At 60.8% G+C, this 18,489-nt stretch carries 20 protein-coding genes; 13 read left to right on the top strand and 7 right to left on the bottom strand.

Annotated elements, in window-relative coordinates; genetic code table 11:
- Positions 1–14 precede the first annotated feature (14 nt).
- From OPU96_RS03810 to OPU96_RS03800, 3 genes are read right to left on the bottom strand one after another with little or no spacing between them, the layout of a single operon-like run.
- Entirely contained in the window at positions 15–578 is a 564-nt protein-coding gene (locus OPU96_RS03810; RefSeq protein ID WP_226454944.1) for a peptidylprolyl isomerase, read from the bottom strand.
- A gap of 3 nt (positions 579–581) precedes the next feature.
- Complete coding sequence (locus OPU96_RS03805) at positions 582–1,385, bottom strand: alpha/beta fold hydrolase (RefSeq protein WP_226454945.1); 804 nt, start codon at positions 1,383–1,385, stop codon at positions 582–584.
- Between the two features lie 14 nt (positions 1,386–1,399).
- Positions 1,400–2,323 carry a PA3225 family LysR-type transcriptional regulator gene (locus OPU96_RS03800; RefSeq protein ID WP_498558665.1) on the bottom strand — a complete coding sequence of 308 codons (924 nt, stop codon included), beginning with the start codon at positions 2,321–2,323 and terminating at the stop codon, positions 1,400–1,402.
- Between the two features lie 49 nt (positions 2,324–2,372).
- Between OPU96_RS03800 and OPU96_RS03795 the strand changes: the two genes are divergently transcribed.
- From OPU96_RS03795 to OPU96_RS03775, 5 genes are all read left to right on the top strand, one after another.
- A complete protein-coding gene (locus OPU96_RS03795) occupies positions 2,373–2,687 on the top strand; it encodes a 3-phosphoglycerate kinase (RefSeq protein ID WP_192297094.1) in 315 nt (104 codons plus the stop codon).
- Positions 2,688–2,838: 151 nt separating this feature from the next.
- Positions 2,839–3,438: an FMN-dependent NADH-azoreductase gene (locus OPU96_RS03790; protein WP_305391328.1), complete on the top strand. Its 600-nt coding sequence runs from the start codon at positions 2,839–2,841 to the stop codon at positions 3,436–3,438.
- A 203-nt stretch (positions 3,439–3,641) separates the two neighbouring features.
- A complete protein-coding gene (locus tag OPU96_RS03785) occupies positions 3,642–4,508 on the top strand; it encodes a carboxylate/amino acid/amine transporter (protein WP_498558664.1) in 867 nt (288 codons plus the stop codon).
- A gap of 212 nt (positions 4,509–4,720) precedes the next feature.
- Complete coding sequence (locus tag OPU96_RS03780; protein ID WP_498558663.1) at positions 4,721–5,974, top strand: trypsin-like serine protease; 1,254 nt, start codon at positions 4,721–4,723, stop codon at positions 5,972–5,974.
- A 1-nt stretch (position 5,975) separates the two neighbouring features.
- Positions 5,976–7,229 carry a hypothetical protein gene (locus OPU96_RS03775; RefSeq protein ID WP_305391325.1) on the top strand — a complete coding sequence of 418 codons (1,254 nt, stop codon included), beginning with the start codon at positions 5,976–5,978 and terminating at the stop codon, positions 7,227–7,229.
- Positions 7,230–7,362: 133 nt separating this feature from the next.
- Here OPU96_RS03775 and OPU96_RS03770 read toward each other — a convergent pair whose 3' ends face one another.
- Positions 7,363–8,661, bottom strand: coding sequence for a mechanosensitive ion channel family protein (locus tag OPU96_RS03770; protein WP_305391324.1), 1,299 nt, complete (start codon positions 8,659–8,661; stop codon positions 7,363–7,365).
- Positions 8,662–8,854: 193 nt separating this feature from the next.
- On the opposite strand from OPU96_RS03770, the gene OPU96_RS03765 reads away from it, so the two are divergent.
- From OPU96_RS03765 to copD, 6 genes are all read left to right on the top strand, one after another.
- Positions 8,855–10,201, top strand: coding sequence for a DEAD/DEAH box helicase (locus tag OPU96_RS03765; RefSeq protein ID WP_135288619.1), 1,347 nt, complete (start codon positions 8,855–8,857; stop codon positions 10,199–10,201).
- 150 nt (positions 10,202–10,351) lie between these two features.
- Complete coding sequence (locus OPU96_RS03760) at positions 10,352–10,741, top strand: transcriptional regulator (RefSeq protein WP_498558662.1); 390 nt, start codon at positions 10,352–10,354, stop codon at positions 10,739–10,741.
- Between the two features lie 127 nt (positions 10,742–10,868).
- Positions 10,869–12,617, top strand: a complete 1,749-nt coding sequence (locus tag OPU96_RS03755; RefSeq protein WP_498558661.1) for a copper resistance system multicopper oxidase — start codon at positions 10,869–10,871, stop codon at positions 12,615–12,617.
- 22 nt (positions 12,618–12,639) lie between these two features.
- Positions 12,640–13,443, top strand: a complete 804-nt coding sequence (locus OPU96_RS03750; RefSeq protein ID WP_226455218.1) for a copper resistance protein B — start codon at positions 12,640–12,642, stop codon at positions 13,441–13,443.
- 49 nt (positions 13,444–13,492) lie between these two features.
- Positions 13,493–13,879 (top strand): copper homeostasis periplasmic binding protein CopC, encoded by a 387-nt coding sequence (gene copC, locus OPU96_RS03745; protein WP_498558660.1) that lies wholly within the window; start codon positions 13,493–13,495, stop codon positions 13,877–13,879.
- Complete coding sequence (copD, locus tag OPU96_RS03740; RefSeq protein WP_498558659.1) at positions 13,876–14,739, top strand: copper homeostasis membrane protein CopD; 864 nt, start codon at positions 13,876–13,878, stop codon at positions 14,737–14,739. The genes copC and copD overlap by 4 nt, the downstream gene beginning before the upstream one ends.
- Here copD and OPU96_RS03735 read toward each other — a convergent pair.
- The 3 genes from OPU96_RS03735 to OPU96_RS03725 all read right to left on the bottom strand — a co-directional run bounded on the left by OPU96_RS03735 (position 14,736) and on the right by OPU96_RS03725 (position 16,779).
- The gene (locus tag OPU96_RS03735; protein ID WP_498558658.1) at positions 14,736–15,602 is read right to left on the bottom strand and encodes a DUF6279 family lipoprotein; all 867 of its coding nucleotides are present in this window, start codon (positions 15,600–15,602) and stop codon (positions 14,736–14,738) included. The genes copD and OPU96_RS03735 overlap by 4 nt on opposite strands.
- Before the next feature lie 66 nt (positions 15,603–15,668).
- Entirely contained in the window at positions 15,669–16,391 is a 723-nt protein-coding gene (locus OPU96_RS03730; protein ID WP_305391323.1) for a TorF family putative porin, read from the bottom strand.
- Positions 16,392–16,599: 208 nt separating this feature from the next.
- A complete protein-coding gene (locus OPU96_RS03725) occupies positions 16,600–16,779 on the bottom strand; it encodes a PFL_1563 family small protein (RefSeq protein WP_003193095.1) in 180 nt (59 codons plus the stop codon).
- A 322-nt stretch (positions 16,780–17,101) separates the two neighbouring features.
- Here OPU96_RS03725 and OPU96_RS03720 point away from each other — a divergent pair, with 322 nt between their 5' ends.
- Together OPU96_RS03720 and OPU96_RS03715 are read left to right on the top strand one after the other, a co-directional pair.
- Complete coding sequence (locus OPU96_RS03720) at positions 17,102–17,938, top strand: CvfB family protein (RefSeq protein WP_192297081.1); 837 nt, start codon at positions 17,102–17,104, stop codon at positions 17,936–17,938.
- Positions 17,939–18,027: 89 nt separating this feature from the next.
- Positions 18,028–18,426 carry a DUF2177 family protein gene (locus OPU96_RS03715; RefSeq protein WP_192297080.1) on the top strand — a complete coding sequence of 133 codons (399 nt, stop codon included), beginning with the start codon at positions 18,028–18,030 and terminating at the stop codon, positions 18,424–18,426.
- Positions 18,427–18,489: the final 63 nt, after the last annotated feature.

Raw genomic sequence — 18,489 nt, 5'->3', positions numbered from 1 at the left:
ACCTCCTGCGGACCTCAGTCGATGCGCTTGGCCGACTTGATCAGGACAGGATCGATTGGCACGTTCTGCATGCCCTGCTTGGTGGTGGTCTGGGAGTTGACGATGACATCGACCACGTCCATGCCCTTGACCACCTTGGCGAACACCGCGTAACCGGCGTCACGGCCCGGGTCGAGGAACGCATTGTCGGCAACGTTGATGAAGAACTGGCTGGTGGCCGAGTTCGGGTCGTTGGTGCGGGCCATGGACAAGGTGCCGCGCACGTTATGCAGGCCGTTGCTGGCTTCGTTGCGGATCGGCGCTTCGGTCGGCTTTTGCGACATCTGTGGGGTGAACCCGCCGCCCTGGATCATGAAACCCGGGATCACGCGGTGGAAAATCGTGTTGGTGTAGAAACCCTTGTCCACGTAGGCCAGGAAGTTCTTGGTACTGATCGGCGCCTTGACCGGGTCCAGTTCGATTTCGATGTTGCCGTTGGTGGTGATGATTTCGACGCGGGGCGCCTTGGCAGCCTCGGCCGCCATCAGGTTGGCAGCGAATAGAACGGAACCGGCAAAGAAGGCGATTTTTTTCAGCATGGGTCAGTGATCCTGGGTAGTGGTTTCGACTGTCTTTAGAAAATCGAGCAAGGTAGCGTTAAAGACTTCGGGTTGATCCAGCGGCGTGGCATGGCGGGAATCTTCGATCACCACCAGTCGCGCATCGGGCAGCAGTTTTACATAGTTTTGTTTCTGCGCCACGGGGGTGTAGTCGTGGTCGGCGCTGATGACCAGCGTAGGACAGGTAATTCGGGAAAGATGTTCCTGCACCCCCCAGCCCACAATTGCATCGAAGCTGGCGAGATAAGCACGTTTGTCGTTTTTTGCCCAGCGTTCGGCCATCTTGCGACGCAGGCCGGCCTGCGCCGGTTTGGGGAACAACCGCTCGCCCAACGCCTTGCCGATCGTGGCCAGGCTCAGCAACCGCGCCAGGCTCCAGCGCTTGGCCCATTGCCAGTAATCGTCGGCGCTGCGAACTTTCACTTCGGGCGCGCTGTTGACGATGCACAGGCTCTTGAGCAGGGCCGGTTCGTCCACCGCCAGTTGGAAGGCGATCATGCCGCCCATGGACAAGCCCACCACGTGGGCCGGCGGTAGGCTCAGGTGCTCGAACAAGGCAATCAGGTCGTCAGTGAAACCCCGGATGCTGTAGCGCTCACGGGGTTTATCCGAGCGGCCATGACCTCGCACGTCTACCACGATCAGGCGGTAATGCCTGGCCAGCACTGGAATCTGCAATTCCCAATCCTGGCTGCTGGAGCCCAGGCCGTGGATCAGGATCAGTGGGGTGCCGTGGCCGTATTCCTCGTAGTGCAGGCTGCATCCCTCGTGGTCGAACCAGGCCATGGGTGAACTCCGTTTCAGGCTTGCTGGGGGGCGGCGAAAGGTGCGTCCAACGGGGCGGTGTCAAAGGTCCGCAGCAGTTCCACGAGGATCTGCGTCGCGGGCCCCAGGGGTTTGTCCTTGTTCGAGTAGAGGTAGAACGTGGGGTGACGGCTGCCGCCCTGTTCCAAGGGTAGCTGCTTGAGCACGCCTTCGCTGAGTTCGCGTTCGATCATGTGCCGGGGCAACCAGGCAAAGCCCAGGCCGCTGCCCACGAATGATGCGGCGGTGGCCAGGCTGCCGACGGTCCAGCGCTGCTCGGCGCCGAGCCAGCCTACATCGCGCGGTTGCTGGCGGCCGGAGTCGCGGATCACCACCTGCATCTGGCTTTCCAGGTCCTGGAAGCTCAGTTCGCGGTTCATGCGGTGCAGGGCGTGTTCGGGGTGGGCCACGGCGACAAATTCCACGTCGCTCATTTCCGTGCCCAGGTAACCGGGGATACTGAACCCGCAGATCGCCAGGTCAGCCACGCCTTCGATCAACAACTCTTCCACGCCGGACAGCACCTCCTCGCGCAGGCGCACGCGGCAGCCACGGCTCTGCGGCATAAAGGCCGAGAGGGCGCGCACCAGGCGTGCATTCGGGTAGGCGGCGTCTACCACCAGGCGCACTTCGGCTTCCCAGCCCTGTTCCATATGGTGGGCGAGGTCTTCCAGCTGGCTGGCATTCTTCACCAGTTGCCGCGAGCGGCGTAACAGCACTTCGCCGGCGTCGGTGAGCACGGCCTTGCGCCCGTCGATGCGCAACAGCGGCACGCCAAGCTGGTCTTGCATGCGGGCCACGGTGTAGCTCACCGAGGACTGCGAACGGTGCAGCGCTTCAGCCGCCTGAGCGAAGCCGCCGTGGTCGACCACGGCCTGCAGCGTGCGCCATTGATCGAGGGTAACGCGGGGCGCTTTCAAGATGGGTTCCTCTTGTCCTAAGCTGGCGGTCCTTATTGGAGACCACCGAATGAGAAAATTCTGTTGTGTGTTGCTGGCGCTGCTGCCGCTGAGCGCGTTTGCCTATTCCATCGACGTGACGAAAAAGATCGACGGCGTGAGCATTGATTACACCGCCTCCGATGTGGACGGTGACATCAGTTCGATCCGCCTGAATAACTACGGCACCAACGATGCAGTGTGTTCGGTAACCTTCACCAACGGCCCGGAAGCGCCACGCAATCGCAAGGTCACGGTGCCGGCAGGTAAAAGCACCAACACCACCGTCAAGTTCAACCGCGCCATCATCAAGATGCGCATTGCCCTGGCTTGCAGCCCGAAATAACCCGACAGCGGAGCATCTCCAGAGGAATACTCCGCTTATAAACAAATTTATAGATGGGTTATAGCAGTTTTTTGCGCTTTTTTATCGAATTGGCTCTGTTTAATCTCCACTCCATCGACTTACAGCATTTACAGATGGAGCCTACGCAGCCATGTCCAACGTTCTGATCATCGAAAGCAGCGCCCGCCAGCAAGGCTCGATCTCCCGCCAGCTGACCCAGCAGTTCATCAGCCAATGGCAGGCCGCCCACCCGGCGGACCGGATCACCGTCCGTGACGTGGCCCTCAACCCGTTGCCACACCTGGATGCCGACCTGCTGGGCGGTTGGATGAAACCTGCAGATCAGCGTAGCGCCAGCGAACAGGCCAGCCTCGACCGCTCCAACGCATTGACCGACGAATTACTCGCCGCCGACGTGCTGGTGATGGCCGCGCCGATGTACAACTTCGCCATCCCCAGCACCCTCAAGGCCTGGCTGGACCACGTGCTGCGCGCCGGTGTGACGTTCAAATACACCGCCACCGGCCCGCAGGGCTTGCTCACTGGCAAGCGCGCCATCGTGTTGACCGCCCGCGGCGGCATCCACATCGGCGCCACGTCGGATCACCAGGAACCGTACCTGCGCCAGGTCATGGGCTTTATCGGCATCCACGACGTGACGTTCATTCATGCCGAAGGCGTGAACCTGAGCGGTGACTTCCAGGAAAAGGGCATCAACCACGCCAAGGCGCTGTTGGCACAGGTCGCCTGATCCTTTAATCGTCAGATAATCGCGCGGTGTTTATCTAGTGCCACGCAAACCCTTCAAGTACGCGTAATGAACCTCCCTTTGCACTTTTTGCTCCTGAGTGCTCCTGCCCGACTGCCGCTTTAGCGAGGTCGGGTTTTTTTTGCCCTGAGTTTCGTCAAGCGCCGAAAACCTTTAATGTCCCGCCCATTCGAAGCGAGGCGCGCATGGGCTATCTACTGGTTGTCACCCTGATTCAGGCATTTTCCTTCAGCTTGATCGGCGAGTACCTCGCCGGTCACGTCGACAGCTACTTCGCCGTGCTGGTGCGCGTGTTGCTGGCCGGCCTGGTGTTTATCCCGCTGACCCGCTGGCGTTCGGTGGAACCGGGGTTCATGCGCGGCATGCTGGTGATTGGCGCGCTGCAATTTGGCGTGACCTACGTGTGCCTGTACCTGAGCTTTCGCGTGCTCACGGTGCCGGAGGTGCTGCTGTTCACCATTCTCACGCCGTTGCACGTGACCCTGATCGAAGACGCCCTCAACCGCCGCTTCAACCCCTGGGCGCTGGTCGCCGCACTGGTGGCGGTGGCGGGCGCGGCGGTGATTCGCTTCGACCAGATCACCCCGCACTTCCTGGGTGGCTTCCTGCTGCTGCAACTGGCCAACTTCACCTATGCCGCCGGGCAGGTGATGTACAAGCATCTGGTCCAGCGCTACCCGAGCGACCTGCCGCATTACCGGCGTTTCGGTTTCTTCTATGTGGGCGCATTACTGGTGGTGTTGCCGGCGTTCCTGTTGTTCGGCAAGGCCAACTTCCTGCCCGATGCACCGTTGCAATGGGGCGTGCTGGTATTCCTGGGGTTGGTCAGCACGGCACTGGGCATGTACTGGTGGAACAAGGGCGCCTGCCTGGTGCAGGGCGGCACGCTGGCGGTGATGAACAACCTGCATGTGCCGGTGGGGTTGCTGCTGAATTTGCTGATCTGGAACCAGCATGAGCCGCTGGGGCGCTTGGCGTTGGGCGGGTTGGTGATTTTGGCGGCGGTGTGGATCAGTCGGTTGGGGGTTGAGCGCCGCGTATCTTCGGTTTGAGTTGGGCGGATTGATATTTTTCGCTTCCCGATGGACGCCAGCGCAATGCTGGCTAAGCTCACCGGTGTAGGTATCCAACCCAACGGATCATCACCGTGAGTAAGGTTTGAGAAGCCGACCCAACGGGTCGGTCCCTTCTTTGAAGTACTTGTCGTATCAGCGTGATTGAGCGCCTGAGGCCTTTTTTATCCTTGAGATGAAAGGTGTACATAATGGCTGCTTGTTTACCACGTTTGCGCGCCCTCAGCGCTGCTTCCATCGGCAGTGCTTCAGCTGTTTTCCTCGTCCTGTCTTTTTTCCTGACCTTTGCGGCGCCTGCTTTGGCACAGGACGAGGGTGGGTTCGAGAGGGAATTTGCGAAGGATCGCCTGGTTGACTCGTTCAACAGCTTTCAAGCGCATCAGGACGCCGCGGCTTGGTTATCAAACGCTGCGCGGATGGGAAGCGCGGCATTGGAAAACCAAGCAGCGGTGAGACTGAAACGCGGTGGCGGTGAAAACCAGCAAACCATAGAACCAGATCCCATCGGGTCACCGATTGTGAACGGAGCCCCTCAGCACCAGCCGATCAACCGAGGCAGAGTGATGGGCTGTGGCAGCTCGGTCGGCGAACTGCGTGGCCTGGTGCCACTGCCACGGGACCGCAAATATGCGGTCACCCTGGTGGCGTTGGACCGTGGTTGCCTGGACGATTCCGGCAGCGCGCCGAATGTGCCCAACCCTGAAATCCCCAAGCGTTCAGTGGTGGTAATGGCTTATCAGGGGCGTGCGTTTTGTACTGGGATGCTTCTGGACGAGCGCACATTGATGACGGCGCGCCACTGCTTTATCCGGCAAACGGATGGAAAGGTACGCGACGAGTTCCGCTCTGCATTGCCCTCGACTATCACCATTCAAAGTGTGGATCTCAAGCGCAGGGTAGTGGTTTCGAACGCGGATATAGAGCGGTTGCAAGTGTTCAAGCGCTTTGACATCGACCAGGACCCGGTACGTGTCCCAGCCCTGACATTACGAGAGCCTGGCGCTGAAGCACTGCCTGAAGCCTTATACAAGACGCCGCAAGCAGAACAGCTGTTATGGATCGGTGGCCCCTTTGCGCTGCTCGATGAAGCGTTGGCCATGCTTGAGCCCTCGCGCAGCGTGGCTACGGGCACGGCTCGCCCCAGCTGGCTAGACGCTTTCCGTTGGAGTGCCGCCGACGCCGCACAGTGCAGGGTGCAGGCCGTCGGCCCGGCCTGTATCTACCACACGTGCCAGACATCCAAGGGTTTCAGCGGTAGCCCGATGATTCTCTCCGCTTATGAAAAAGCCAACGGGCAAGGCGCCGTTATCGAGTATGTAGGCGTCCATTCTGGAACCCCGGGTTTTGACGAAGATGAAGGTTGGCCGGCCTGTGCTGAATCCAGCGGGAGCTTTGATGGCTCGATGTATTCGGCATTCAACGTTGGAAAAAATGGAGGTCTCTAAAATGCTGAAGACAATCTGGATTGTGTTCTTGAGTTGCCTGGCTGCTGGGTGCGGATACTTTGATGTCAAACCCCGAGACTCTGAACAAGGGACCGTCATTGCCAGGGCGTTTTTCAGCAACAGTGCGTGCAGTGCATCCGGCGGGGTGAGCGAGAGTGCATTGGGGGTCAAGGCATTGACGTTCGGCGTGGACAAAGTCAGTGAATGGGTCGTGGGTTACCTGACCGATGCGGTGGCGCAAGCGGCAAAGGCCGATAGAGAGACGGTGACTATCATCGGGCAAAACCCGGACTATCTGTTCGGCGTGCAGGGAGAGACGGTGAGGATGCGGGGTTGTCTGTATGTCGTCGTGGCGCCACGTGTGAAGAAAGGTGAGTTCTGTCCGCAAACAGCAGGTAAGAGTCAGGGCAACTGGTACAACCCTGTCAACTGCAAGAGCGGCGTGGCGATAGAAATGGTGGATAAGTGGAAGGAATGGAGCCTGGGCACGCCGACGTTCTTCGCACAGATCTCATTTAAAGTGCCCAAAGGCGGCCCGGCCTCGACGGTCATCCCACAGGTCTACAAGATTTATTACCCCAAGCCCGTGACCACCATGAACGAAGATAAGGTCAAGGGCTTTTCAATCCTGGTCTCGGCCTCCAAGCCCGGCATGTCGACTCAATCAACGGGGGATAAGGTCATGGAGGTGTTCATCGGCGGAGATGGGGTTACGCCGAAAACCGTGAGCACTGACAACTCGCTGCAAACCAGTGGGCTATGGGTCAACCTGCCGGCCCAGGAAGGGGAAAAGGGTGAAAGCTATGCCGGCCCTGTGAACTTGACCGTGACAGTCGCTGAAACCCCACACCCAACGGTTTGGTTGCAAACCATCGCTGATTTTGTCGCGACGCAAAAACAGCCCGCCACCGACTGGTTGCGCGCACAAGTCGACCCCGTGGCGAAGGCCGCTGCCGCCAATGCTGAAGAAGTGGCCGCGGCAACGCTGCGTAAAAGCGCACATGAGTCGTGCTCGGCCTTTTCGACTCAGGTGGAAAAGCTCTCTGAGTCGGCAGAGGAACTTTCGCGCAATGCGTATGCGAACTATGAGGAGCGCCAGCGCGCCTTGAGCGCTTTTGCCATTGGCTGCGACGACGCCAACCTGGCAGGTTCCGCTGCCACCCAGGCCTGGGAAAAAGCCGGCCTGAAGGGCGCAGTGTGCCTGCGTGATCAAGCGCCCAAGCACCAGATCAAGGCGTTGTGCGCGTCGCGGTGAGCCTGCGCTGGCAAATCCCCCACTGACCCTGTGGGAGCGGGCTTGCCCGCGATGGGGGAGTGTCAGTTTGTGAATCTTTCGACTGATACACCGCCATCGCGGGCAAGCCCGCTCCCACAAATGGTTGGTGGTGCTAGGCAGATTTGTTTTCCAACGGTGGTAAATGACTGGCACCGAGCAGGGCCGGCAGCATCCCAGCGCGCAAGTCATTGCCACTCGGCTGCTGATACAGGCTCAGACCAAACTCCGGCAACACCGCCAGCAGATAATCAAAAATATCCCCTTGGATGCGCTCGTAATCCGCCCACGCCGTGGTGCGCGTGAAGCAGTAGATCTCTAGCGGCACACCCTGGGCGGTGGTTTGCATCTGGCGCACCATGCAGGTCATGTTCGGCTGGATGTCCGGGTGGCTTTTCAGATAGGCCAGGGCGTAGGCGCGAAAGGTGCCGAGGTTGGTCATGCGCCGTCGGTTGGCCGACAGTTGCGCACTGTGGCCCTGGGCTTCGTTCCACGCCTTGAGCTCGGCCTGCTTGCGCCCGATGTAGTCGGTGAGCAGGTGCACCTGGGTCATGCGTACCTCTTCATCGTCGCGCAGGAAGCGCACGCCGCTGGCGTCGATAAACAGGCTGCGCTTGATCCGTCGCCCGCCCGAGGCCTGCATGCCGCGCCAGTTCTTGAACGACTCGGACATCAGGCGCCAGGTGGGGATGGAGACGATGGTCTTGTCGAAGTTCTGCACCTTGACCGTGTGCAGGGTGATGTCCACCACATCGCCATCGGCGCCGACCTGGGGCATTTCGATCCAGTCGCCGACCCGCAGCATGTCGTTGCTGGTCAGTTGCACGCTGGCGACGAACGACAGCAGGGTGTCCTTGTACACCAACAGGATCACGGCCGACATGGCGCCAAGACCCGACAGCAGCAATAGCGGCGAACGGTCGATCAGGGTGGCGACGATGATGATCGCGCCAAATACATACAGGACCATTTTCGCCAGCTGCACGTAGCCCTTGATCGAGCGAGTGCGCGCATGTTCGGTGCGCGCGTAGATGTCCAGCAGGGCGTTGAGCAGGGCGCTCATGGCCAGCGTCAGGAACAGGATGCTGATCGCCAGGGCCACGTTGCCGATGAACAGGATCGCTGTCTTGCTCAGGTCGGGCACCAGATACAGGCCGAACTGGATCACCAGTGATGGCGTCATTTGCGCCAGGCGGTGGAAGACTTTGTTGTGCCGCAGGTCATTGAGCCAGTGCAGGGCCGGTTGCCGGCCGAGCAACTTGATGGTGTGCAGGATCAGGTAGCGCGCCATCCGTCCGAGCAACAGCGCCACCACCAGCAACACCAGGAGGCCGAGGCTGGCGTGCAGCAACGGGTGTTCATCGAGGGCGCCCCAAAGGTCTTGGACGTTGAGCCAGAGCTGTTTTATATCCATGGGTGAAACCGATTCTTCTGTGGGACAAGACGGGGCGATTAGAGCATTGAAGTGCTACAAAGTTGGCCTCTTGGACAAAAGTCCTGACAAAAAAGCGGCTGATTAGCACCGTTCGCGTAAAGAAACTCGGTTTGGACGCCCGAAACCGTTACCCTATGCAGCTGATATTTTGTATTTCTTCGAGGTAGCACCCGTGTTTTCCCAATTCGCCCTGCACGAACGCCTGCTCAAAGCCGTGGCCGAGCTTAAATTTGTCGAGCCAACGCCTGTGCAAGCAGCGGCCATCCCGCTCGCGCTCGAAGGGCGTGACCTGCGGGTGACAGCTCAAACCGGCAGCGGCAAGACCGCGGCTTTTGTCCTGCCGGTGTTGAACCGCCTGATCGGCCCGGCCAAGGTCCGCGTGAGCATCAAGACCCTGATCCTGCTGCCGACCCGTGAGCTGGCCCAGCAGACCCTGAAGGAAGTGGAGCGCTTCTCGCAGTTCACCTTCATCAAGTCCGGCATCATTACCGGCGGCGAAGACTTCAAGGTGCAGGCCGCCATGCTGCGCAAGGTGCCGGACATCCTGATCGGCACACCGGGCCGCATGATCGAGCAACTCAACGCCGGCAACCTTGACCTCAAGGAAGTCGAAGTACTGGTGCTGGACGAAGCCGACCGCATGCTCGACATGGGCTTTGCCGACGACGTGCAGCGTCTGGTGGGCGAGTGCGTCAACCGCCAGCAGACCATGCTATTCTCCGCCACCACCGGCGGTTCGACCCTGCGCGACATGGTCGCCAAGGTGCTGAACAACCCTGAGCACTTGCAGGTCAACAACGTCAGCGACCTGAACGCGACCACGCGCCAGCAGATCGTCACCGCCGACCATAACGTGCACAAAGAGCAGATCCTCAACTGGCTGTTGGCCAACGAGACCTATCAGAAGGCCATCGTGTTCACCAACACCCGCGCTGCCGCCGACCGCATCTACGGTCGCCTGGTTGCCCAGGATTACAAGGCGTTCGTGCTGCACGGCGAGAAAGACCAGAAGGACCGCAAGCTGGCCATCGACCGCCTCAAGGCCGGCGGCGTGAAGATCCTCGTGGCCACCGACGTTGCCGCACGCGGGCTGGACGTGGACGGCCTGGACCTGGTGATCAACTTCGACATGCCCCGCAGCGGCGACGAATACGTGCACCGTATCGGTCGTACCGGGCGTGCCGGCAACGATGGCCTGGCCATCTCGCTGATCTGCCACGGCGACTGGAACCTGATGTCGAGCATCGAGCGCTACCTCAAGCAGTCGTTCGAGCGCCGTACCATCAAGGAAGTCAAAGGCACCTACACCGGGCCGAAGAAGGTCAAGGCGTCGGGCAAGGCCGTTGGCGTGAAGAAGAAAAAGACCGACGCCAAGGGTGACAAAAAGAAAACCGGTGCCAAGTCGCCGACCAAGCGCAAGATCGCCAACCGGCCGAAGACCGACAACCTGTCGCTCGTCAGCAAGGACGGCATGGCCCCGCTCAAGCGCCGCAAGCCAGAAGCACCGGCTGCCGAGTAAGGCAGGGGTGATGTGAAAGAACCGGACGATTGTCCGGTTTTTTTATGTCCGCCGGTTATGCAGCTTCGTCGGCTGGACTGAACGGCGCTTAGCGAGGCCTGTCCACCGCGTATCGGGCCACTTTTCCGTCGGCCTGCAGGAGGAATAGGGATGACGACTTACAACTGGGATCTGATCGAACGCCTGTTGCATGAAGTACAGAACGGCGAAGGCAGCTTCGCGCCGCGCAAATACGCTGAACAAGAGGCCGCCGAGAAGGCTACGGCAGGCGAGTCCAGCGGCAATCTGGATGCGTTGAAAAAGACTGCTGCGGATTATGAAGCGCTGTTGTTCAAGCGCGGCTTTATTGAATCGCGGCCTGAGGAGGAGGGCGGCAACGGCGAGAACTTCATTCTCACCCCGCTGGGTGCCCAATTGCTGGCGCTGATCGACAGCTCGATTCCGGGCAACGACCACCCGCGCCAGGTGTTGGATGAGCAGGTCGACGCGCTGGACCCGGCGACATTTGCCGAGGTGGCCGCAAAAGCCCAGATCGCCTGAGGCCCTTCACGTCCCGGTGCCCGCTGTGGCGCCGGGCGAACCTGTCAGATCAGTAATCTGGCGCTAAGGTGGCTGACAGCCATCCCTGCCTAATCTGCGGCCATTCAACTGACGGACTTGAATCGGCATGCACTTCACCCCCTCACGACGCACCTTTGTCAAAGGCCTCGCCGCCGGCGGCTTGCTTGGCGGGCTCGGGCTCTGGCGCAGCCCGGTCTGGGCCCTCACCAGCCCCGGCCAGCCTACTGTGCTGGCGGGCACCGAGTTTGAGTTGTTCATCGACCAGACCCCGGTCAACCTCACCGGCCGCAACCGCACCGCGCTGACCATCAATGGCAGCCTGCCCGGCCCGTTGCTGCGCTGGCGCGAAGGCGACACCGTGACCCTGCGCGTGAAAAACCGCCTGGCCGAGCCGACCTCGATCCACTGGCACGGCATCCTGCTGCCCTCGACCATGGACGGCGTGCCTGGCCTGAGCTTCAAGGGCATCGAGCCGGGCGGGGTGTTTGTCTACCAGTTCACCCTCAAGCAGCACGGCACCTACTGGTATCACAGCCATTCCGGATTCCAGGAACAGCAGGGCGTGTATGGCCCGCTGGTGATCGATCCCCGTGAACCCGAGCCGTTCACGGTGCAGCGTGACTATGTGGTGATGCTCTCGGATTGGACCGACGAAGATCCCGTCGCCCTGATGAAAACCCTCAAGAAGCAGTCCGATTACTACAACCTGCACAAACCCACCGTCGGCGATTTTGTCCGCGATGTGGGGGCGCAGGGCTGGAAGGCCACGGCCGCCGACCGCCTGATGTGGGCGCAGATGAAGATGAACCCCACGGACCTGGCCGACGTCAGCGGCGAGACCTACACCTACCTGCTCAACGGCCAGCCGCCCGAACGCAACTGGACCGGGTTGTTCGAGGCGGGCGAGACGGTTCGCCTGCGCTTTATCAACGGCTCGGCCATGAGCTACTTCGATGTGCGCATCCCGGGGCTGAAAATGACCGTGATTGCCGCCGATGGCCAATCGGTGACGCCGGTCAGGGTTGATGAGTTTCGCATTGCCGTCGCCGAGACGTTCGACGTGCTGGTCGAGCCTACGGCGCAGGCTTACACGGTGTTTGCGCAGTCGATGGACCGCAGCGGTTTCGCCCGCGGCACGCTGGCCCGCCAGGCTGGCGCCACGGCGCCAGTGCCGACGCTGGAGCCACGTCCCTGGATCACCATGGACGACATGGGCATGGGTGGCATGGACCACGGCGCCATGGCCGATATGCCGCAGATGGCCGGCATGGACCACGGCGCCATGGCCGATATGCCGCAGATGGCCGGCATGGACCACAGTGCCATGGCGATGCAGAGCCATCCGGCCAGCGAAGGCAATAACCCGCTGGTGGACATGCAGGCCATGAACCCGCTGCCCAAGCTCGACGACCCCGGCATCGGCCTGCGCAACAACGGCCGGCGCGTGCTGACCTACGCCGACCTGCGCAGCACCTTCGAAGACCCCGACGGCCGCGATCCCAGCCGCACGATCGAGTTGCATCTGACCGGGCACATGGAGAAGTTCGCCTGGTCGTTCAATGGCGTGAAATTTTCCGATGCCGAGCCTCTGGCATTGACCTACGGCGAGCGGGTGCGGCTGGTGTTGGTCAACGACACCATGATGAGCCATCCGATCCACCTGCACGGCCTGTGGAGCGACCTGGAGGACGAGAACGGCCAGTTCCAGGTGCGCAAACACACCATCGACATGCCGCCGGGGTCGCGGCGCAGCTACCGCGTGACGGCAGATGCGCTGGGCCGATGGGCTTATCACTGCCACCTGCTGTACCACATGGAGATGGGCATGTTTCGTGAGGTGCGCGTGCATGAATAAGCATGTGAATAGAAGTGCCTGGATGGCCTCTGGGTTCATCGCACTGACGTTTGGCCCGCTGGCGTTGGCGGACGAGTTTCAGGGCATGAGCCCTGCCTCCCCGGCTCTCACCGAGAGCCGCACGCCGATCCCGCCGTTGACCGACGCAGACCGCGCGGCGGTGTACAACGCGCCGGGTGGGCACATGGTGCACGACAGCGCCGTGCATTCGATGTTGCTGGTCAACCAGTTGGAATGGCAGGGCGGCGAGGGTGACGGTGCGCTGAGCTGGGACATCAAGGGTTGGGTCGGCGGTGACATCGACCGCCTGTGGTTGCGTAGCGAGGGTGAGCGCAGTGCCGGGCGCACGGAAAGTGCCGAGGCCCAGGCCCTGTGGGGGCATGCCATCAGCCCGTGGTGGGACTTGGTCGGCGGCGTACGCCAGGATTTCAAACCCGGCGACGGCCAAACCTGGGCCGCCTTTGGCGTGCAGGGCATGGCGCTGTACGGCTTCGAGGCCGAAGCGACGCTGTTTGTCGGTGAATCCGGCCACACCGCCGCACGCCTGGAAGGTGACTACGACATTCTGCTGAGCAACCGGCTGATCCTGCAGCCCACCGCCGAACTCAATATGTATGGACGCAACGATCCGCAGCGCGGCGTCGGCTCGGGGCTGTCGGACAGCGAGCTGGGCCTGAGGCTGCGCTACGAAGTGCGACGTGAATTCGCGCCCTACGTGGGCGTCACCTGGAACCGCCGCTATGGCCAGACCGCGCAATACACCCGGGAAGACGGTGAGGACGTCAGCCAACTGCGCTGGGTCGTCGGCGTGCGCCTGTGGTTCTGACGTTTCACTATTCTTATAACTCGCCGCCATGAGCGGCTTGGAGCCTTGCATGTCGATGTTGAAAACGCTGTTGGTGGGCGCTGTGCTGTCGGTCGGATGGGGCGCCAGTTTTACGCTCTCGGCGCACCCTAAACTGTTGGCCTCCATCCCCGCGGACGGTGCCCAGGGCGTTGCGCCGGTGGTGATAGAGCTGCACTTCTCGGAAAACCTGCTGACGCAGTTTTCCGGGGCCAAGCTGAGCATGACTGCAATGCCCGGCATGGCCCATGCGCCGATGCCGGTCAAAGCCAGTGTCGCGGCCAGTAGCGACCCGAAAGTGATGTTGATCAAGCCCGCTTCGCTGTTGGCGCCCGGCACCTACCGGGTGGACTGGCGTGCGGTGTCGTCGGATACGCATCCGATCCTCGGTAACGTGGCGTTCAGCGTCCAGCCATGAGTGAAATGATCCCGGTGTTGTTGCGGTTTGTGCTGTACCTGGACTTGATGCTGGTGTTTGGCCTGGGTTTGTTTGGCCTCTACGCAAGGCACTGCCAGTTGGATGTGAGGCGGCTGCTGCGGTGGATGGCGAGCCTGGGAGTGCTGCTGTCGGTGCTGTCGATGGTGTCCATGACCCAAGCCATGAGTGGTGCCGAGGACTGGCAAACGCTGTGGCCGCATGTGCAGATGATGCTGGCGCACACCGAACTGGGATGGACGTGGTGCCTGCGTCTTGTGGCGCTGGTCGTGGTGCTGCTCAACCCCCGGCTGGCCACGTTGTGCGGCGGCGTCGCACTGGTGACGCTGGCATGGGCCGGGCATGGGGTGATGCACGAGGGCGCGCTGGGGGTGTGGCATTTGATCAGCGACATTGCGCATTTGCTGGCGGCGGCGGGTTGGGTCGGCGCGTTGGCTGCGTTCGGGCTGTTGTTGATGAGCCCGTCGTTACCCGGCGCGCCGCATGTCGAGGCGTTGGCGCAGGCGTTGGTGGGCTTCGAGCGGGTCGGCATGGGGTTTGTCGCGGTGCTGATCGTGACGGGCGTGACCAATTACCTGCTGGTGGTCGGGCTGAATCCGGACGGGCTCAGCGAGGGGCTTTATGCACTGTTGTTGGGCCTCAAGTTGGCGGTGTTCGGCTTGATGCTGGGGTTGGCGGCGCTCAATCGCTTTCACCTGACGCCATGGTTGCAGCGGTCCCTGACCTCAGGCGACAACGCGACGGCGACCCGGGCGTTGCGCCGCAGCATCGCGGTGGAGTTTGGCGCCGTGGTGTTGATCCTCGGGTTGGTCGCCTGGCTGGGCACCTTGGCGCCGGATTAACCTTTTGCGCTTTGCAGGCATTTGAGTGCCTGCAAGTCGCTGCGCACCTTGGCGATTTTCTGGGTGAGTTTCTGGCGTTGTTGCACCGTGGTCTCGGCCATCACGTCGACAATCAGGCTGCGGGCCTCGGCCTCCGTTTGTGCGTAAGCGGCACTGTATTGCGGGGTCCACAGGCTTTCGCGGTCCACCAGCAGTTGCTCGATCTTCGGCGCGAAGCCGGCGCTGTGGCGTTGCCTCACGGCGGCGCTGAACTGCGCCTGCCACTGGGCGCGGTTGCCGATCCAGGCCTGGTTCTGTTCGCCCAGCGCGCTGGACCAGGCGCTGACGCGCGCCTGCTGGCTGGCACTGAGCGGGCCGATCCAGGCATCCAGGCGTTTGTTCATGCGCTCGGCACGGTCCTTGATTTGCTCGGCCAGTGGCGGTTTGAGGTACTCGTCCTGGCGTTTGCGCAGGTCCTTGGCCAGGGCCGCGTTCATGTTCCGCACCTGCTGGTCGTCCAGGCCTTGCAGCAACTCGATGGCCGACGGGGTGATCTGCCGCGCGATTTGAGTGATGGCCTGCTTGGCTTCGGCGGTTCGCGCTTGCAGCGCGGCATCGCTGACCTGATGGTTGTCGGCCATCTGTTGCAGGCGGTCGAGCCAGTCGAGGTAGCCCGGCAGTTGTGTGCTGCAGTGCCAGGCCAGGTGCTCCTTGAGGGTGTCGTTGAACCAGCTCTTCTGCCCGGCATTCATGTCCAGGTAGTCGTTGAGGGTCCAGGGGATGATCACATCGAGGTTGCGGTAGGCCAGGCCGACGCGATTGCAGCCGGCCAGCACCAGGCTTAGGGTCAGCAGCACCGTCAGGAGTTTGAGCCGTTGCAGCATGGGCGGGTCCTTTCGCGCGAGGGATTGAGGTATGTGAACTCGCATGGGATGCAACAGTTCAGCCCATCAATAAAACGACCGCACCGCCTTCAACGTCAACAGGCCATCGCATTGCGAGTTGTGTCCGGAGTAGGCCGAGCAATTGCTGCCGCTGAGGCTGGAGTCGCTGTAGATCAGGTTCAGGTCAACGCCCATCCACTGTCGGGAGAATTGCACCGACCAATCACTGAAGCTGCTGATGGAGCCACCGTCGACGGTGGCCGGGGTGCCCAACTGATGAGTGGTGTATTTCAGGCTGACGCCGATGCCGAACGGTTGGGTGCCACTGAGGTCGGCGAACAGGGTGCTGTCCTGGCGGTCCGGGTCGTTGCTGAAGGAGGCGCCGAAGCGATTGCCCAGCAGGTTCAGGCCGCCGTAGAACTCCTGGCTGTCGAGGGGGCTTAGCTTGGGATAGCTGTAGTGGATCAGGCCGACTTCGTAGCCCAGGGTCTGGTCGAACGGGTGCTTGAAGCCCATGTAGGAGTCGACTTCGAGGGTGCTGTCTGGCGACAGGCCCATGCTGGGGGAGAATTGGCCGAAGTACAGGCCGCTGTCGTGGCTCAGGTCGAGGCCGCCGTGGAATGAGTCGCTGCCCGGAGACGTCGGCTTGACCAGACCCTGGGCCATGCTGCGGCTGGGTGTGGTGCCCAATTTCAGGTCGAAGTCGCCCAATTCGCGCTGAAAGATCTGCGCTTGGGCGAGGGGGCTGGCTGCCAGGGCAGTGAGCAGGAAAATGCACGCTTTGAACATGCTTCACTCCATGAAAAGCGAGGAGCAGTAACCGGGGAAAAATCGGGCAGATGCCCGTGCTAGACGTGTGCAAGCATACCGGCGAATGCGCGGGGTTGAGCCCCGTTCGTCGATTGACGCAATGTTGGATGTGTCGGGAGGGTGCTTCGGGCTCTAGTCCTAGCGCCTTGATGGCAAGGCGCTTAGGGACCAGGTGTGTTGCGCGGTATTACTTTTTACCCAGGCTGATCTGCTTGGACGGGCCGAAAGTCTGGCCGCTCACGCCCTTGGCAATTTGCTGGATTTCGCCACCGGACTTGAGGAATGCAGCAATCTGGCTGTTGATCGATTCGCTGGTTTCAACGGCGGGAGCTGGCTTTGCTTTGCTGTTGGATGCTTTTACGCGCATGGCGGCCACTAACCTGTAGAAAATTAACTTGGCCAGGCATCGTACAGGAAATACTTGACAATTGCTTGGTAAATATCCTCCGGGAATAAGTGCTGCGCCAGGAAATAAGCAAAGTTTATCCTTGAAATAAGCCCCTAACTTACTGTTTTAACTCGAAACCACTGGGTGGTGAGTGGCATGTGCGCCAGTGAAATTCAGCGCAATGATCAGACGAGCGGGGCGCTGCCACCACCGCGCCACGCCAGCCCTCGATTTTTCAGGCGCGCGCGCGTGGCGGGCACAACTCGGGTAGAATGCCGCCCACGTAACGAGGGTATTGGAAATGGCTTTAGTCGGGCGCTACAACAGCTTGCAAGTGGTTAAACACACTAACTTTGGTTTGTACCTGGATGGTGCGCAAGACGGTGAAATCCTCTTGCCTAATCGGTATATCCCCAAAGATATTCCCAGTGAAGATGAAGATTGGCTGAACGTTTTCATTTATCTGGACAGCGATGACAAACTTATCGCCACCACTGAAAAACCGAAAGTTCAAGTGGGCGAATTTGCCAGTTTGAAAGTCGTCGAAGTCAACAGTATCGGCGTCTTCCTCGATTGGGGTCTGCCCAAGGATCTGTTGCTGCCGTATTCGGAAGAAAAGCGCCAGATGACCGCCGGTGAATATTGCGTGGTGCACGTCTACCTCGACAAACACACCAAGCGCATCACCGCCACTGCACGCCTGGATCGCTACCTGGACAAGACGCCGGCCAACTACGAGGTGGGCCAGGAAGTCAATCTGCTGGTGGCCGAAGCCACCGACATGGGCTTCAAGGCGATCATCAACAACAAGCACTGGGGCCTGATCCACAAGAACGAAGTGTTCAAGTTCCTGCGTCCGGGCAAGGAAGAGAAAGGCTTTATCAAAGAGATCCGCGCCGATGGCAACATCAGCCTGAGCCTGCAGCCGGTGGGCCAGGAAGCGGCCTCCAGCCTGAACTCCAAGATCCTCGCCAAGTTGCGTGAAAACAACGGCACCTTGCCGGTCAGCGACAAAAGCGACCCGGCGGTGATCAGCAACTTGTTTGGCGTGAGCAAGGGCAACTTCAAGAAGGCTATCGGTGCCCTCTACAAGCAGGGCCAGATCGTGATTCATGCGGATCGCATTGAACTAAGCTGATCGACGTTCCTCTTTGTATGAAAGGGCTTGTGGTGGCGAGGGAGGTGGTGCCCTCGCCACGACAGGCTGTCTTCTGCCAGAGGTGTGTCATGTCCAAAAAATCAGTATTCGCCTACCTCGGCACCTTGCTCGCGTTCCTGGTGCTTGACGGCCTCTGGCTCGGCGTCCTCATGGGCCCGACCTACAAATCCCTGCTGGGCCCGCTGATGCTTGATCAGCCACGGTTAGTGCCCGCAGTACTCTTCTATCTCCTGTATGTCCTCGGCTGCGTGGTGTTTGTCGTCTTGCCCAGCGCGAGTTGGCAGCGTGCGGCGCGTCTGGGGGCCTTGTTGGGCCTGGTCGCCTACGGCACTTATGACCTGAGCAACTGGGCCACGCTGCACGGCTGGTCTGGCGGGTTGGCGCTGATGGACATGGCCTGGGGCACCTGCCTGACGGCGGCATGCTGCACGCTTGGGTATTTGTGTGCAGATCGGGTGCGCCAGTGATTGTGTACAGGATTTTTGTGCACCGTTGCTGAGCGAAGTCCCCGCATCCCATCATTGGTCAAG

It is taken from the genome of Pseudomonas sp. RP-B7 (genome assembly GCF_059803535.1).
Note: the sequence above shows the minus strand (reverse complement) of the source record. Positions and strands in the feature narration are given on the sequence as shown.

Coding starts and splice junctions, on each gene's coding strand:
- OPU96_RS03810 (WP_226454944.1), bottom strand. CDS start 578: ATGCTGAAAAAAATCGCCTTCTTTGCCGGTTCCGTTCTATTCGCTGCC.
- OPU96_RS03755 (WP_498558661.1), top strand. CDS start 10,869: ATGCACTTCACCCCCTCACGACGCACCTTTGTCAAAGGCCTCGCCGCC.
- OPU96_RS03805 (WP_226454945.1), bottom strand. CDS start 1,385: ATGGCCTGGTTCGACCACGAGGGATGCAGCCTGCACTACGAGGAATAC.
- OPU96_RS03790 (WP_305391328.1), top strand. CDS start 2,839: ATGTCCAACGTTCTGATCATCGAAAGCAGCGCCCGCCAGCAAGGCTCG.
- OPU96_RS03750 (WP_226455218.1), top strand. CDS start 12,640: ATGGCCTCTGGGTTCATCGCACTGACGTTTGGCCCGCTGGCGTTGGCG.
- OPU96_RS03720 (WP_192297081.1), top strand. CDS start 17,102: ATGGCTTTAGTCGGGCGCTACAACAGCTTGCAAGTGGTTAAACACACT.
- OPU96_RS03795 (WP_192297094.1), top strand. CDS start 2,373: ATGAGAAAATTCTGTTGTGTGTTGCTGGCGCTGCTGCCGCTGAGCGCG.
- OPU96_RS03770 (WP_305391324.1), bottom strand. CDS start 8,661: ATGGATATAAAACAGCTCTGGCTCAACGTCCAAGACCTTTGGGGCGCC.
- OPU96_RS03775 (WP_305391325.1), top strand. CDS start 5,976: ATGCTGAAGACAATCTGGATTGTGTTCTTGAGTTGCCTGGCTGCTGGG.
- copC (WP_498558660.1), top strand. CDS start 13,493: ATGTCGATGTTGAAAACGCTGTTGGTGGGCGCTGTGCTGTCGGTCGGA.
- OPU96_RS03725 (WP_003193095.1), bottom strand. CDS start 16,779: ATGCGCGTAAAAGCATCCAACAGCAAAGCAAAGCCAGCTCCCGCCGTT.
- OPU96_RS03735 (WP_498558658.1), bottom strand. CDS start 15,602: ATGCTGCAACGGCTCAAACTCCTGACGGTGCTGCTGACCCTAAGCCTG.
- OPU96_RS03715 (WP_192297080.1), top strand. CDS start 18,028: ATGTCCAAAAAATCAGTATTCGCCTACCTCGGCACCTTGCTCGCGTTC.
- OPU96_RS03730 (WP_305391323.1), bottom strand. CDS start 16,391: ATGTTCAAAGCGTGCATTTTCCTGCTCACTGCCCTGGCAGCCAGCCCC.
- OPU96_RS03780 (WP_498558663.1), top strand. CDS start 4,721: ATGGCTGCTTGTTTACCACGTTTGCGCGCCCTCAGCGCTGCTTCCATC.
- OPU96_RS03785 (WP_498558664.1), top strand. CDS start 3,642: ATGGGCTATCTACTGGTTGTCACCCTGATTCAGGCATTTTCCTTCAGC.
- copD (WP_498558659.1), top strand. CDS start 13,876: ATGAGTGAAATGATCCCGGTGTTGTTGCGGTTTGTGCTGTACCTGGAC.
- OPU96_RS03760 (WP_498558662.1), top strand. CDS start 10,352: ATGACGACTTACAACTGGGATCTGATCGAACGCCTGTTGCATGAAGTA.